The sequence below is a fragment of the Kribbella sp. NPDC058693 genome (assembly GCF_042715335.1).
Taxonomy (GTDB): Bacteria; Actinomycetota; Actinomycetes; order Propionibacteriales; family Kribbellaceae; genus Kribbella; species Kribbella jiaozuonensis.
In genome coordinates this window covers 1,627,462-1,642,399 of record NZ_JBHXSQ010000001.1, presented here as the reverse complement: position 1 = coordinate 1,642,399, position 14,938 = coordinate 1,627,462, and the positions used below count along the sequence as shown (strand labels likewise).

Annotated in this window: 14 protein-coding genes; 5 read left to right on the top strand and 9 right to left on the bottom strand. The window is 67.7% G+C overall.

The window, feature by feature from the left end; translation table 11 throughout:
- Nucleotides 1-46: 46 nt before the first annotated feature.
- A complete protein-coding gene (locus tag ACFWUU_RS07855) occupies nucleotides 47-3,601 on the top strand; it encodes a choice-of-anchor D domain-containing protein (protein ID WP_380173644.1) in 3,555 nt (1,184 codons plus the stop codon).
- Here ACFWUU_RS07855 and ACFWUU_RS07850 read toward each other — a convergent pair.
- On the bottom strand, nucleotides 3,596-4,354 hold the full coding sequence (locus ACFWUU_RS07850) for a hypothetical protein (RefSeq protein ID WP_380173642.1): 759 nt from the start codon (nucleotides 4,352-4,354) through the stop codon (nucleotides 3,596-3,598). The two genes, ACFWUU_RS07855 and ACFWUU_RS07850, sit on opposite strands and share 6 nt — an antisense overlap.
- Nucleotides 4,355-4,477: 123 nt before the next feature.
- Here ACFWUU_RS07850 and ppgK point away from each other — a divergent pair, with 123 nt between their 5' ends.
- Nucleotides 4,478-5,239, top strand: coding sequence for a polyphosphate--glucose phosphotransferase (ppgK, locus tag ACFWUU_RS07845; protein WP_233714554.1), 762 nt, complete (start codon nucleotides 4,478-4,480; stop codon nucleotides 5,237-5,239).
- Between the two features lie 15 nt (nucleotides 5,240-5,254).
- On the opposite strand, the gene ACFWUU_RS07840 is transcribed toward ppgK, so the two are convergent.
- The 7 genes from ACFWUU_RS07840 to nadC all read right to left on the bottom strand — a co-directional run bounded on the left by ACFWUU_RS07840 (nucleotide 5,255) and on the right by nadC (nucleotide 10,909).
- Nucleotides 5,255-5,791 (bottom strand): hypothetical protein, encoded by a 537-nt coding sequence (locus ACFWUU_RS07840; RefSeq protein ID WP_380173640.1) that lies wholly within the window; start codon nucleotides 5,789-5,791, stop codon nucleotides 5,255-5,257.
- Nucleotides 5,792-5,817: 26 nt separating this feature from the next.
- Entirely contained in the window at nucleotides 5,818-6,189 is a 372-nt protein-coding gene (locus tag ACFWUU_RS07835) for a hypothetical protein (RefSeq protein ID WP_137253072.1), read from the bottom strand.
- A gap of 70 nt (nucleotides 6,190-6,259) precedes the next feature.
- Complete coding sequence (locus ACFWUU_RS07830; protein WP_380173638.1) at nucleotides 6,260-6,673, bottom strand: roadblock/LC7 domain-containing protein; 414 nt, start codon at nucleotides 6,671-6,673, stop codon at nucleotides 6,260-6,262.
- On the bottom strand, nucleotides 6,670-7,221 hold the full coding sequence (locus tag ACFWUU_RS07825; RefSeq protein ID WP_371407613.1) for an ATP/GTP-binding protein: 552 nt from the start codon (nucleotides 7,219-7,221) through the stop codon (nucleotides 6,670-6,672). The genes ACFWUU_RS07830 and ACFWUU_RS07825 overlap by 4 nt, the downstream gene beginning before the upstream one ends.
- A 289-nt stretch (nucleotides 7,222-7,510) precedes the next feature.
- On the bottom strand, nucleotides 7,511-9,031 hold the full coding sequence (gene nadB / locus ACFWUU_RS07820; RefSeq protein WP_380173636.1) for an L-aspartate oxidase: 1,521 nt from the start codon (nucleotides 9,029-9,031) through the stop codon (nucleotides 7,511-7,513).
- A complete protein-coding gene (gene nadA / locus ACFWUU_RS07815) occupies nucleotides 9,028-10,002 on the bottom strand; it encodes a quinolinate synthase NadA (RefSeq protein WP_380173634.1) in 975 nt (324 codons plus the stop codon). Before nadA ends, nadB begins: the two co-directional genes overlap by 4 nt.
- Before the next feature lie 52 nt (nucleotides 10,003-10,054).
- Nucleotides 10,055-10,909 (bottom strand): carboxylating nicotinate-nucleotide diphosphorylase, encoded by an 855-nt coding sequence (gene nadC, locus ACFWUU_RS07810; protein ID WP_380173632.1) that lies wholly within the window; start codon nucleotides 10,907-10,909, stop codon nucleotides 10,055-10,057.
- Nucleotides 10,910-10,983: 74 nt separating this feature from the next.
- Between nadC and ACFWUU_RS07805 the strand changes: the two genes are divergently transcribed.
- The gene (locus ACFWUU_RS07805; protein WP_137253078.1) at nucleotides 10,984-11,688 is read left to right on the top strand and encodes an NUDIX domain-containing protein; all 705 of its coding nucleotides are present in this window, start codon (nucleotides 10,984-10,986) and stop codon (nucleotides 11,686-11,688) included.
- 515 nt (nucleotides 11,689-12,203) lie between these two features.
- Nucleotides 12,204-13,571 (top strand): mycothione reductase, encoded by a 1,368-nt coding sequence (locus ACFWUU_RS07800; RefSeq protein WP_380173630.1) that lies wholly within the window; start codon nucleotides 12,204-12,206, stop codon nucleotides 13,569-13,571.
- Nucleotides 13,572-13,772: 201 nt separating this feature from the next.
- On the opposite strand, the gene ACFWUU_RS07795 is transcribed toward ACFWUU_RS07800, so the two are convergent.
- Complete coding sequence (locus ACFWUU_RS07795) at nucleotides 13,773-14,684, bottom strand: FAD-dependent oxidoreductase (RefSeq protein WP_380173628.1); 912 nt, start codon at nucleotides 14,682-14,684, stop codon at nucleotides 13,773-13,775.
- A gap of 48 nt (nucleotides 14,685-14,732) precedes the next feature.
- On the opposite strand from ACFWUU_RS07795, the gene ACFWUU_RS07790 reads away from it, so the two are divergent.
- Nucleotides 14,733-14,930, top strand: a complete 198-nt coding sequence (locus ACFWUU_RS07790) for a three-helix bundle dimerization domain-containing protein (RefSeq protein WP_380173626.1) — start codon at nucleotides 14,733-14,735, stop codon at nucleotides 14,928-14,930.
- Nucleotides 14,931-14,938: the final 8 nt, after the last annotated feature.

Sequence of the window (14,938 nt, the reverse complement as noted above, 5' to 3'; positions counted from 1 at the left end):
CGGGCTGTGCGATCGACTATCCGCCCCCGTCGAGAGTGAGCAGCGCATGTTCCGGTCAATCAAGTCCTGGAGGGCTCGCGTCGGCGTGTTCGCCGCTGCCGGTGGGCTGGTCGCCGCCGGTCTTGCGGTGATCGCGCCCGTGACAGCGTGGGCCGCCGCGTCCGGCGGGGTCGGCGCGAGCTTGCCGTACGTCGAGGTGCAGGCGGAGAACGCTGCTACGAACGGGACGGTTATCGGCCCGAGTGCGGCGTACAACACGCTGGCGGCCGAGGCGTCGTATCGCAAGGCCGTCACGTTGCAGGGCACGGGCAAGTTCGTCGAGTTCACGACGCCCGCGGCGACGAACTCGATCGTCTTCCGCTACAGCATCCCGGACACCGGATCCGGGTCGGTCTACACGCCGCAGCTGTCTCTCTACGTCAACGGGACCAAGCAGCCCAACTTCACCCTGACCAACGCGTACAGCTGGTACTACGGCGGCTATCCGTTCACGAACTCGCCGGGGAGCAACCCGCACCACTTCTACGACGAGGTGCACCGGCTGTTCACGACCACCTATCCGGCCGGCACGAAGTTCCGGTTGCAGGTCGACGCCGAGGACACGGCGTCGTCGTACACGATCGACTTCGCCGACTTCGAGAACGTTGCGGGCGCGCTCAGCCAGCCGGCGGGTTCGGTCTCGGTGACGAGTCAGGGCGCGGACCCGACGGGTGCCGCGGACTCCACGAACGCGTTCAATGCGGCGATGGCCGCGGCCGGCGCGGGCGGCACCGTGTGGATCCCGGAGGGAACATTCAAGATCCCGGGTCACCTGATCCTGAACAACATCACCTTCAAGGGCGCGGGCATGTGGCGCTCGACGGTCGTCGGTGCGGCGCCGGGTTTCTACGGCAACTACGCGCCGAACGCGAGCAGCGGCGTACACCTGTCGGACTTCGCCATCTTCGGTGACGTCCAGGAGCGCAACGACGGCGCGCAGGTGAACGGCATCGGCGGCGCGCTGAACAACTCGACCGTGGACCGGGTGTGGATCGAGCACGAGAAGGTCGGCGCCTGGATGGACGGGCCGTTCACCAACCTGGTGATGAGCGGGCTGCGGATCCGGAACGTCACCGCCGACGGCGTGAACTTCCACAACGGCGTCACGAACTCCAAGGTCACCAACAGCGATCTGCGCAACCTCGGTGACGACGGCCTCGCGACCTGGGCTGAGCAGAACGCCGACGCGAACGACTCGTTCGACCACAACACAGTGCAGTACCCGATCCTTGCCAACGGCATCGCCATCTACGGCGGCCACGACAACTTCGTCACCGACAACCGGGTCATCGACGCCGGCCTCACCCAGGGCGGCGGGATCCATGTCGCGCAGCGCTTCGGTTCGACAACGCTCGGGCGGACCGACGTACTGCGGAACACGATCATCCGGTCCGGGAGCCTCGACCCGAACTGGCAGTTCGGGGTCGGCGCACTCTGGTTCGACGCGCGCGACGGGGCGATGTCGGGCCTGACCAATGTCGACAACATCCTGATCCAGCAGAGCCCGTACGAGGCGATCCAGTTCGTCTCCGGATCGAACATCAGCAACGTCAAGATCAACAACGCGACGATCCAGAACACCGGGACCTGGGTGGTCCAGGAACAGGTCGGCGGTTCGGCGACGATCACGAACAGCACCGCCACCGGGACACAGGCACCCGGACCGATCTACAGCTGCGGGGTCGGCTTCACCCTCACCGATGGCGGCGGTAACTCGGGCATCTTCGCGCCCGGTCAGTGCCAGAACATCACCTCGCCGGCGTTCCCGCCGTACCTGCCGGACAACGGATCGCAGATCTCGATCAGCCCTACTGCTTTGAGCTTCGGCTCGGTCGCGACCGGGTCGACGAGTGCGGCGCAGGCGGTCACCGTGACGAACAGCGGTACGGCGGCGGCGCCCGTCAGCTCGGTCGCGGTCACCGGTGACTTCAGCCAGACCAACAACTGCGGGTCGAGCATCGCGGCCGGTGGGTCCTGCACAGTCAACGTGACCTTCAGCCCGACCGCCGCCGGGAACCGGTCTGGCAACCTCACGGTGACCGCCGCCGGCGTGGCCAGCACCGTCTCGCTCTCGGGTACGGGCGTCGCACCCGGGCCGATCCTCAACCCGAACCCTGGCAGCCTGTCCTTCCCGGACACTCCGGTCGGAGGCTCGTCCGCGACCAAGTCCGTCACGATCACCAACTCGGGTACGGCGTCGGCGTCGGTCTCGGGTGTGTCCGCCACGGGCGACTACAGCCAGACCAACAACTGCTCGACGCTCGCCGTCGGCGCATCCTGCACGGTCACGGTCACCTTCCGCCCGACCGCGTCCGGAGCACGGGCCGGCTCGGTGGCGGTGACCAGCAACGCGAACAACAGCCCGACGACGATTTCCCTTACCGGTAACGGCATCGGGACCGACACCAACCTCGCGCGTGGCAAGCCGGCCACGGCCAGCAGCCAGGTCAACGGCACGCAGACCCCGGCCGCGGCGACGGACGGCGACGCGAACACCTATTGGGAGAGCACGAACAACGCCTTCCCGCAGTGGTTGCAGGTCGACCTCGGTACGGCGCAGAGCATCGGCAAGGTGACGCTGAAGCTGCCGCCTTCGAGCGCGTGGGGCACGCGGACGCAGACGTTGTCGGTGCAGACGAGCGCTGACGGGTCGTCGTTCAGCACGCCGGTCGCGTCGGCGACGTACACCTTCACCTCGCCCGCCAACGTCGTGAACATCACCGTCCCGGCAACCAACGCGCGGTATGTGCGGGTCAACATCACCGGCAACAGCGGTTGGCCGGCCGGGCAGGTGTCGGAGTTCGAGGTGTACCCGAGCGGTGGCAGCCCGATCAACACTCCGATCCTGAGCACGAGCCCGTCGTCGCTCACCTTTGCGTCGCAGGCGCTCAACACGACAAGTGCCGCCCAGGCAGTCACCGTGACCAATACCGGCAGCCTGGCCGCCTCGGTCTCGGGCGTCACGGTCTCGGGCGAATACACGCAGACCAACAACTGCTCGACGATCGCCGTCGGCGCCTCCTGCACGGTCAACGTCAGCTTCCGGCCGACCGCCTCAGGGACCCGCAACGGCACGCTGACGATCAACAGCAACGCGACCAACAGCCCGACCGCGGTCACCCTGTCCGGCACCGGCGCCGGCTCCACGAACACCAACCTCGCCGCCGGCAAGCCCACCAGCGAGTCCAGCCACAACGACGTCTACCCGTCGAGCAACGTGACCGACGGCAGCCAGTCGACGTACTGGGAGAGCGCGAACAACGCCTTCCCCCAATGGGTCCAGGTCGACTTGGGCTCCGCCGCCACCGCGGGCCGCATCGTCATCCAACTCCCCGCCACCTGGGGAGCCCGCACCGAAACCCTCTCGGTCCAGGGCAGCACCAACGGCACCACCTTCACCACCGTCGCCAAATCCGCCACCTACACCCTTGCCCCCAGCAACAACAACACCGTCACCATCACCATCACCCCCACCACCCAGCGCTACTTCCGCCTCAACGTCACCGCCAACTCCGGCTGGCCCGCCGCCCAACTCTCCGAATTCCAGATCTGGAATTCATAGCCCAGGTCCTCCGGCTGGTTCCTCGCGAACCAGCCGGAGGAAGGCTTTCAGGCCGGCGATGACCTCCTGGTTGTCGGTGAGTCGGGTGATGGAGTGTTCGAACTGCCGGGCGTGGGCGTCTACCTTGGCGTTCAACGCCCGGTCTCGGTCGGTCGCGCGAGTGTCGGCGGCGGCCAAGGCCTGTTCTAGATGGGTGAGCCGCTGGGCTTGGCAGGCGGATTCGTCGGTCAGCAGCTCGACGTCGGCTTTCAGCGTCTCCAGGCGGTGGAGCGTCTCGATCAGGTCGTCGCGGGGATGTTTGACGTCGCGCAGCATGCTGGTCATGCGGTCGCGCAGGTAGGCGAAGTACGCACCGGCCGGCCGGAAGAAAGTGCTGACCAGGTAGAGGCCGGCGAGGTAGTACCCGATGGCGCCGCCCGACACAGCCGTGATGAGGGCGACGATTCCCGCGGACACGAGATGGGCGCCGATCGCGAACCAGCGCATCCGGACGGCGATACGTCGGGCTTCCGGTTCCCGTTCCGGCGGTACGTCGATGCCGCGCGCGCGGCTCGTCCGGATCTCGTGGATCAGCGCCTGCGCCTGGAATGACAGGTTCCACGGCACGGTCAGCAGCAGGACCAGCCAGAGCAGGCACAGTACGGCGAGGAACAACGACAGGATCTCCTGCAGGGACACGTCGGCGATCACAACGAGCACGACAGCGACGACGGTGACAACCACTGCTCCGCACAACACCCAGACCTTCGACATGCCTGCAGCCTGCCGCCGGCGGTCGCCGCGCCGGATCTGTACAACTACTCAGTCGCCGACTGTGTCCGAGGCGCATGGCAGACTGGCGATGCTTTCCGGTGCGACGGGCGAGGGGAGATCAGGGTGCCAAGGACGAGTAGGTCGACCGCTTTCGGGGTCGATATCGGCGGCAGCGGGATCAAGGGAGCCGTCGTCGACCTGGAGAAAGGCGACCTGGCCACGGAGCGGATCAAGTACCTGACGCCCAATCCGTCCAGCCCTCGGCTCGTCGCCGAGGTCGTGGCGCGACTGGTCGAGCAAGCCGGGTGGACCGGTGAACTGGGTGCGACGTTCCCGGCCGTGATCCAGCACGGGGTCGCCAAGACCGCCGCGAACGTCGACAAGAGCTGGATCGGGACCGACGTCGACAAGGTCCTCACCGACAGCACCCACTGCGACGTGACCGTGCTCAACGATGCGGACGCGGCCGGCATCGCCGAGGCCCGGTTCGGCGCGGCCAAGGACGTCGACGGCGTGGTCATCCTGCTCACCTTCGGCACCGGTATCGGCAGCGCGCTGCTGCTCGACGGTCAGCTCGTGCCGAACACCGAGCTCGGTCACCTCGAGCTGGACGGGCACGACGCGGAGACGAAGGCCTCCTCGGCGGCGAAGGACAACGAGGGTCTGTCCTACAAACACTGGGCCAAGCGGGTGCAGCGCTACCTTCGGCACGTGGAGAACCTGTTCACCCCCGACCTGTTCGTGGTCGGCGGCGGGGTCAGCAGGAACGCCGAGAAATGGGTGCCGCTGCTCGAGCTCAACACCCCGGTGAAGCCGGCCCAGCTGCTCAACAACGCCGGCATCGTCGGCGCCGCGATGGCCGCCCACGAGAAGTTCACCGAGTAGGCCGGCCCCGGTCTCTCACCTGGAGAGGATGCGCAGCAGGTCTTCCAGGGCGCGACGGCGGTCGTCCTCGGCCGTGGCCGCCGGAGTCGGTTCGGCGGGCGGGTCGGTCAGGGCCCATGGAGCCGGCGGCGTCTCCGGCTCCTCCGAGTCGTACCCCGGCGCCCACCGCTCGTCCTCCGGGTCCGGTGTCGAGTAGCCCGGATCGTCGGCGGGCACTTCTGGATAAGCAGCCGGCGGTACGGCGGCCGGCTGCTCGCCGCCGAGACCCGTCGCGGCCTCCATCGGCGTGTCCTCCCGGGAGAAGCCCCGCGATCGGCGCCCCACCGGTCCGCGCTCGACGGTCCGCCGGTCGACCTGTTCGAGCACGCCGCGCTCGACGAGCCGCCGTACGACGGTCTCGTCCGCGCCGGCGTCGAGCAGCTGCGGCGCACCCCCGAACGCGGTCGCGATCAGCTTCCACTCCTCGAAGTCCAGGATCACGAAGTGGTCGGGCGTGTCCGCGCGCAGCTGGTACGGCAGCCTGGCGCCGCCCGCATCGTGATCGTCGTGCACGTGCCCCTCCTGGGTTCGCGGGCGAGTCAGGCGGCCAGCGCGTCGTTGTAGCGGGCCATGCCGGCACGCACGATCGCGAGGTTCGCCTGCGACCGGTCCGCGGCGAGGTAGACGAACGACGTCGGGCTGACCAGCCGGATCAGGTGGATCTGGTCGGTGAGCGTGATCAGCATGTCCTCGAGCTGCATGTCGAGGTTCAGCGCGGCCATGATCTTGCGCTTCTGCTTGACCATCTCGCTGTTGTAGGCGCTCGCCGCCGACAGGTCGAAACCGTCGTTCTTCGAGTACATGCCGATCGTCATTCCCGAGTCGAGGTCGACGAGTGCCGCGGCGATGAAGCCGGGCATCGAGGCGCCGAGGTCGGCCAGGATCTGGATCGTCTGCTGCTCCGAGAGCATCGGTTCTCCTTGCGGTTGTCACGCCGGCAGCACGGTGCGGCCGGCATCGTTGGACGGGCCGACTGGTGGATCAGTCGGGTTCGGTCGGGTCGGGGACGGCCTCGCCGGTGAGCTCCTGACGCAGGTCCCGGCAGGCGAGATGGATGCGCGCGATGTTCGCGCTCGCGACGGTAATGATCATCAGCACGTGCCGGTCGCCGACCGCATAGAGCAGCACGTACCCGTCGGGGCTGCGGACGGTGAGCTCGCTCAGCCGGCCCGGGCCGACGAAGTCGGCGAGCCGCTGGCCGAGCGACACCGACGCCGCGCACACCGCCGCGGCCGCGTTGGCCCGCTCCGGGTCGAGGACATGGGCGACCGGCCGGCCGTCGGCCCCGGCCAGCAGCAGGCCGGTCACGCCGGTGATCGAGCGCAGCTTGGCGTCCAGCAGATTCCGCACGGTAGCGGTGTCGCCGATGTACGGCGTGAAGGATTCGGCACTCATGCGCAGGAGCGGCTCTCGCTCCGCGCCAGCGACGTCAGCAGCGACACCAGCAGGTGCCGCGCGGAACGCTCGTCGATGACATTGCACGGCACGACGGTGACGTCGGTCGCCAGGAACTCGCGCAGCATGTCGACCGCCACCGGTATCTCGACCCCGCGGTTGGCGCCGACGGCGAGCGCGGTGATCGGCTTGTCGTGGAAGAAGTCCAGGATCCGTGCCGCGTCGGGCCAGGTCGAGGGATTGGCGACATCGACCAGGACCACGCAGGCGTCGGCGCCCTCGGCAACCACGTCCCACATGAACCGGAACCGGTCCTGGCCGGGGGTGCCGTACAGCAGCAGCCGGGTCGACAGTTGATCACCGTGTACGTCGAAATGCCCGTGCTCCAGCCCGACGGTCGTCGTCGGTTTCAGCTCTGCCTCGTCACCCGTCGTCGCCTCCTCGGTGCCGACGACGGGGACGCCGGAGATGTGCTGGATAAAAGTCGTCTTGCCTACCCCGAAGGGGCCGGTGACAACAACTTTGAACTCGACGTCTGGGTCGCGCACCGACGAATCCCTCCCCCTGCTCCGCGGCCCGACGACGGCCGTCCAGAGTTTCCCCCACCTGCCCCGCAAAACCCCTGACACGACGGAGAGGTTAACCGCTGTACCCGGGTACGGCCAGACGCCTCCACGATGTCTCGCACGAATTTCTGGTTAATCGAATCAATCGATTACTCGACGCCGATCGCGCTCGTACCGGCAGTGATAAATAGCAGAACGGAACCGTCTCGGAATAGCCTCGAATATCACCTAGGGTGAGCCGGAGAATACATTTCCTATTGCTCGTGCATTGTTATTTTTGGGCGGCGTAGGACAGAAACATGTTGGATATTTCCGGGGTCGTCCCGGCTTCGTCGAGGCGTACGGCGATGTGGTCGTCCCATCGGTCGTCGGGGTGCGGATGGTCGGAGCGCCAGTGGCAGCCGCGGCTGTCCTGCCGGGCTGTTGCTGCCGCGACGACGGATCGTGCCACCGTCGCGAGCGGCCCGGTGCCCGCGGACTCGAGCTCGTCCGCGGCAGCGTTCAGGCCGGCGCCGTCGCGGCGGATACCGGCGTACTTGGTCAGGATCGTGCGGATCCGCTCCGAGTCGCGATCCTCGCCGAGTGCGAGCTCGTGCGTGCGACCGCGGTCCCGCGCCGGGAGGTCGAGGGTCAGGGCCGTTGCGACCCGCCGACCGAAGACCAGACCTTCCAGCAGGCTGTTGGACGCGAGCCGGTTGGCCCCGTGTACGCCGGTCGCCGCGACCTCGCCGACGGCGTACAGGCCCGGTACCTCGGTGGCGCCGTTGCGGTCGGTCCGAACGCCGCCGCAGAGGAAGTGCTCGGCCGGCGCGACCGGAATCTGCTCGGTCAGCAGGTCCACGCCGATGCGCGCGCAGGAGGCCAGCACGGTCGGGAACCGCCGGCGCAGTACGTCGGGCGCGACCCCGGTCGCATCAAGCCAGACATGATTGGATCCGTCCCGCCGCATCGTCGACTCGATCGCCCGCGCGACGATGTCCCGCGGGGCCAGGTCGGCCCGCGGGTGCAGTCCGTCCATGATCCGGCGGCCGTGGATGTCGCGCAATACGGCGCCTTCACCGCGGACCGCCTCGGTGACCAGAGGCAACTGGCCACTGGTCTCGCCGGTGTAGAGCACGGTCGGGTGGAACTGGACGAACTCCATGTCCACCACCGACGCGCCCGCCTGCAGCGCCAGCGCGATGCCGTCGCCGCGCACCGTCGACGGATTGGTGCTGGCCAGGTACGCGTTGCCGATACCGCCGGTGGCCAGCACGACGGCGCGCGCGTCGATCTGCTCGGTCTGCGTGCCGGTGTCGACCAGCACGCCGACGATGCTCCCGGAGTTCGACTGGACCAGCCCGACGGTCCGTCCGGTCATCGTCCGTACACCGGTCCGCTCGAGGGCGATACGGAGCGCCCGATGCACCTCCGCGCCGGTGGCGTCACCGCCGGCGTGCACGATCCGGGGACGGCTGTGACCGCCCTCCAACGTCCTCGACAGCGATCCGTCGGCGTTGCGGTCGAAGCGCGCCCCGTGGGCGATCAGCTCGGCAACCCGCTGCGGTCCTTCCTCGACCAACGCCCGTACGTTGCGGGGATCGCAGAAGCCCGCGCCGGCGACGTCGGTGTCGTGGGCGTGGTCTAGCGGATCGTCCTCGCCGTACGCCGCCGAAACGCCGCCCTGCGCCCAGGGGGTGCTGCCGTCGCCCGCGCTGAGCAGCAGCACCTCGCGGGTCGCCGCGAGACCGAGCGCGGTCGACAGGCCCGCGACGCCGGAGCCGATGACGACGACGTCCACGGCGCGCGTCATCGGGCACCCGCAGGCTTGCCGATGGCAACCATCCGCTCGACCGACTGCCGGGCCCGCTCGATGATCTCGGGCGAGAGCTGGATCTCGTCGCGTCCTTCGCGCAGGCACCGCACCAGCAGCTCCGGGGTGATCATCTTCATGAACCGGCACGAGGCCTTCGGGTTCACCGGCACGAAGTTCGTCTGCTGGTTGACCTTGCGAAGCTGGTGGAGCATGCCGATCTCGGTCGCGATCAGGGCCGTCTTCGAGGTCAGTTCGCGAGCGGTGTCCAGCATGCCGGCGGTGGACAGGATGTGGGTCCGCTCGGCCGGCAGGTCACCGACGCCCGCGAGCCAGACCGCCGACGACGCGCAGCCGCACTCGGGGTGGATGAGGACCTCGGCCTCGGGATCGGCCGCCACCTGAGCGCGCAGGTCGGCCGCGGTGATGCCGGCGTGCACATGGCACTCGCCCATCCACACCTCGATGTTGTCCCGGCCGGTCTGCCGCCGGACATGCGCGCCGAGGAACTGGTCGGGCAGGAACAGGATCGGCTGGTCCGCCGGGATCGAGTTCACCACCTCCACCGCGTTGGACGACGTACAGCAGACGTCGGCCTCGGCCTTCACTGCGGCGCTGGTGTTGACATAGGCGACCACCGCAGCGCCGGGGTGCTCGGCCTTCCAGGCCCGCAGCTGATCGGCGTCGATGGTGTCCGCGAGCGAGCAGCCCGCCTGGGCAGTCGGGATCAGCACGGTCTTGTCCGGGCTGAGCAGTTTGGCGGTCTCCGCCATGAAGTGCACGCCGCAGAACACGATCGTGGACGCGTCCGTACTCGCCGCGATCCGCGACAGCGCGAGGGAATCGCCGACGTGGTCGGCGACGTCCTGGATCGCCGGTTCCTGGTAGTTGTGGGCGAGTACGACGGCATCCCGCTCGCGGGCGAGGCGGCGTACCTCTTCCTGCCATGTGATTGCTGTGCCAACGGTCACAACAGGTCCTTCTCTCGAGAGATTTCGCTTGGTAGGCGATAACTGGGGACGACTAAGCCACGAGCAGGCTGATGTCGAGTGCGGCGGGGGAGTGGGTCAGGGCGCCGACCGAGACGGCGTCGACACCGGTGGCGGCGACGCCGGTGATGGTGTCGAGCGTGACGGTGCCGGAGGCCTCGAGCCGTGCGTCGGAGCCGGAGGCGTTGCGCCGCTCGACGATCTGGACCATTTCCTCGGCCGACATGTTGTCGAGCAGGATCCACTCGACCTGGCAGTCCAGCGCCTGGCGGGCTTCCTCGGCGGTCGTGACCTCGACCTCGATCGCCATCTCCCGGCCTTCCGCGGTCATGCCGTCGCGGACCCGGCGAACGGCCGGGAGGACGCCGCCGGCCGCGGCGAGGTGGTTCTCCTTCAGCAGCACCATCGCGGCCAGATCGAGGCGGTGATTCGTGCCGCCTCCGCAGCTCACGGCGTACTTGTCCGTGGCCCGGAGGCCGGGCGCTGTCTTGCGGGTGTCGAGGAGCCGGACCGGGTGCGCCCCGATCGCAGTCACGAAGGCCGCCGTGAGGGTCGCGATACCCGACATCCGCTGGACGAAGTTCAGCGCCACCCGCTCGCCGGTGAGGATCGACCGTGCTGACCCGCTCAACCTTGCCAGCAGTTGCCCCGGGACGACCGGATCGCCGTCCGCGACCACGAGTTCCACCGAGACGTCGGGGTCGACGGCCGCGAACACGCCTTCTACCAGCGGAAGTCCGGCCACGCGGCCCGACTGCTTGGCGATCATCGTGGCCTCGACCCGCAGGTCTGCCGGGACACTCCATCGCGTGGTGACGTCGTCCGCCGCCTGATCCTCGGCCAGTGCGGCCAGTACTGCGGTCCGGATCGTCTCTGTCGTCAGTTGCACGGGTTCATCTCCGTCTGCGTCAGCCATGTTTTCGCCTGACAGGCGATAACTAGGTGCACGCTACCATCGGCGGCGTGCCCGCAGCCAAGAAAGGTGATCCGGTTAACTTCCCCAGTTACCCGCACGAAGCGCTCGCCATCGTTCTGTCGGTCCGCGACGGCAGGTTGTGCGTCCTGCTGTGGAAGCGCGCCCGGAGCCCGTTCCGCGGCCGCTGGGCGCTTCCCGGCGGCGGGGTCGAGCCCGCGCAGCGGCTGCGGGAGGCAATCACCGCGCACCTCGCGGCGAAGGTCGACGTACGCGACGTCGCACACCTCGAGCAGGTGGCGACGCACAGCGCGATCGACCGTGATCCGCGGGCCCGCGTGCTGGCGACGGGTTATCTCGGCCTGGTCCCGTCCGACGTACGCCCGGTACTGCCGGCCGACACGGTCTGGCACGCGGTCGACGAGCTGCCGCCGACCGCGTTCGACCATCACTTCTTCATCGAGGCCGCGGTTGCGCGGCTGCGCGCCAAGCTGTCGTACACCAACATCGGGTTCGCGCTGGCTCCGCTGGAGTTCACCATCGCCGAGCTGCGCGACCTCTTCGGCGCCGCCCTGGGCTACGAGCTCGGCGCCACCAACCTCACCCGGGTCCTGACCCGGCGGCACGTAATAGCCCCCACGAACCGCCGAGCCACCCCCGGCCAAAGCGGCGGCCGCCCCGCCACCGTCTACAAATTCGCTGCCCGCGAACTAACCGTCACAGACCCCTTCGCCGTACTCCGCCCACCCCGCTGACCTCAGCCCTGCGAAGCCTTCAACTCATCCCGATGCTTGGCGACGTCGCGGTCGCCGGTGAAGCGCTTGTGGTCCTCGGAGTAGAACTGGAACATGTACGCCATGGCCGCTGAGGCACCTGGATTAGCGCTCTGCGGAGAGCGTCTTAGGAAGGGTGTTTCCGCAGGTCAGGGGCCTAGTTCGTGGTCTGGGTCGGGCAGCTGTTCGGCGAGGTCAGCTGAGTACGATTTCGGCGTCTGCTCCGTCGCTGCTCCGTAAGTCGCGAGCGAGAAGAGCCGGCCGAGCCGCGAGTCGATGGCCGTGCGAGCGCGCTCATGCGAGGAGGGCAGGGCCGATCAGGTTTGCGCTTCGTGAGAAGCGCATCGTTGAGGCGCCACTGACCAGCCGGGAGTTCGAGCAGTACTTCGTCGCCAGGACAGTGCGCCTTCGCGATTGATCAAGGAAGTCACTCTCGGCGCCCACGCCATGACGTGAACTCGACGATTGCAGCAGAACGGACAATCTAGACTCCGAGGATGAGGCATCACCATGTGGTTGTCATCGGGGCCGGGTCCGGGAACATGGTTGTCGGAGACTCTTTTGGCGGGCTCGATGTCGCCGTCGTGGAGGAGCGTCGGTTCGGTGGGACCTGTTTGAACTTCGGGTGTATCCCGTCGAAGATGCTTGCCTATGCGGCCGAGGTCGCAGATACCGTCCGCGGGGCAGCGCGGTACGACGTCGATGCCGAGCAGCTGGGATTGCGCTGGACCGAGCTTCGGGACCGCGTCTTCGCACGGATCGATGCGGATGAGGCGAAGGGGCGTGCTGGTCGCGAGGCGAGCGACTTCGTAACGGTGTATCCGGGACACGCTCGCTTCCTCGGGACGAGAAGGTTGCAGATCGAGCTGGGTGCGGAGTCGGTCTCGGTGGAGGCCGATCAGATCGTGATCGCGGCCGGCGGGCGTCCGCTGGTACCGCCGCCCGTTGCGGCGTCGGGTCTGCCGTACGAGACGTCGGACACGATCATGCGGATCGAGGCTCCGCCGCGGCGGCTGGCGATCCTCGGGGGCGGCTACATCGCGGCGGAGTTCGCGCACGTCTTCGCTGCTGCGGGCAGCGAGATCGTCATCATCGAGCAGGCGGACCAGCTGCTCGGACCGCAGGACGAATCCGTGGCGCAGGCCTACACCGATCTTGCGCGGCATCGATTCGAGCTGCACCTTGGTCGCGAACTGACCAAGCTGGACGGCGAACCCGGCGCGCTACTGCTGCACCTTGACGACGGTACGACGCTGACCGCGGATGCTCTCCTCGTCGCTGTGGGCCGTACGCCGAACTCGGACAAGCTGGAGCTGGCCGAGGCCGGGATCAGCACGCACGACGACGGCCGCATCGTGGTGGACAAGTACCAGCGCACCACGGTCGACGGGGTCTACGCGCTGGGCGACGTCTGCTCGGCGTACCCGCTCAAGCATGTCGCGAACCGGGAGGCCGAGGTGGTTGCGCACAACCTGCGTCATCCCGACGATCTGTGTGCGACGGACCATGAGGTAGTACCGGCGGCCGTGTTCACCGATCCGCAGGTCGCGTCGGTCGGTTCGACGGAGCAGGATCTTCGCGACGCGGGAAGCGATTATGTTGCCGCCAGCACCCGGTTCGCCGATGTCGCGTACGGGTGGGCGATGGAGGACACGACTGGCTTCTGCAAGCTGCTCGCCAACCGTTCCACGGGCCGCCTGCTCGGCGCACACATCATTGGTCCACAGGCGGCGACACTGATCCAGCCGCTCGTCGTGGCGATGGCACTCGACATCGATACAAAGACCCTTGCCGAGCGCCCCTATTGGATCCACCCAGCCCTCACCGAGGTGGTGAAGGAGACTCTCCGCCAACTCCCGGCTTGATGCGACTGGTGGGCACCGGATGTGAGTGAGTTCGCTCTGGGCAACGGCGTTCATCGAGAGCCACGGCGCCGAGACCGGCGCTTGGCGCGGCGAGACCGGCCATGCAGGCTCGCTGACGGCGGGCGGCTCGATTGCGTCCAGGACCTCGACGACGGACCCGCGCCAGCCGTGGGTGAGGATGCGACCGCGCGACGTCGATTCTCAGGCGTGGTCGCCGTCGAGGAGTTTGTGGATCTTTTCCAGAGCCTGCTGGATTTCGGGGTGTTTGTATTGCGCGGCGCGGGATTCGGCGCTGATCACACCGCAGCGGTGGACGCGGCGGAAGTCGCCGTACGGGAACTCGTAGTGCCCCTTGGTCTCTTCGTCCATGTCGTCGTCGACCCCGAGGAACCACAAGCTGTAGTCGTTCCAGCCGTGCTTGTCCAGGTAAGCGTTCCGCTCGGCCGCGGTCGGGGCGTGCTCGCTCCAGTCGTCCCGCTCGTCCTTGGTCGTCTGCCCTTTGCGGACCAGCTGCTTCGCGTGTTCGAACGCCTTCTCATTCAGCTTGACGGTCATACCGCTCCGGTTCCCGTCCCACTGCAGGCCAATCAGACGACATGGCAACAACATCTGAGCGAGCGGCACGATGGGTCGACTGTGGGCCTGTTCTGGTGAGGCGGTCTCGAGTGGTACCTGGTCGGCTGGGATGACGCCGAGTTGGGTGGTCTGGCGTGGCAGGACGGCGTCGAAGAACCAGTCGGTGGCGGTGCGGACGCGGTTGCCGGGCATCGACAGCAGGTGGTACCCGCGGGTGACGACCTTCGCGGGGAGGCCGGCCAGCGGTACGTGCAGCGGGCTGGCGGCTGCCTGGGTGCCGCCGAGGTCGACGACGAAGCCGAGGTCTTCGTGGCGGTAAGGCTGCAGGATTCCGGTCCCGAAGCTTGCCGCGATGTTGTCGGCGGCCTGTTTGCCCTGTCGTTGGGCGTGTTGTGCCGTCATCGGGGTGACCTCACCGGGCCGGGTCAGGTCCGGTACGGCGGCCGCGTCACCGCACGCGAACACCTCAGGATGGCCGGGCACCTGGAGGTACTCATCCACGACCAGCCGACCCTTGTCGGTCTTCAAGTCGGTCAAATGTGGATGAGGCTTGTCTGGGTCTGGCTGAGACGACATGGTGTGTAGATGGATAGGTCAGATGAGGACCGTGCAATCACCGAGGTGATCGACCGGCTGGCCAAGCAGTTCCCGCGGGTGTCCGTGGATGAGGTCGCCGAGGTCGTCAGTCAGTCGCGCCCCGAGTTCGACGATGTTCCGATTCGGGATTTCGTGCCGTTGTTCGTCGAGAGGGGAGCCAGATCGCGGCTACGCGCGATGGCTTAGTCACAATT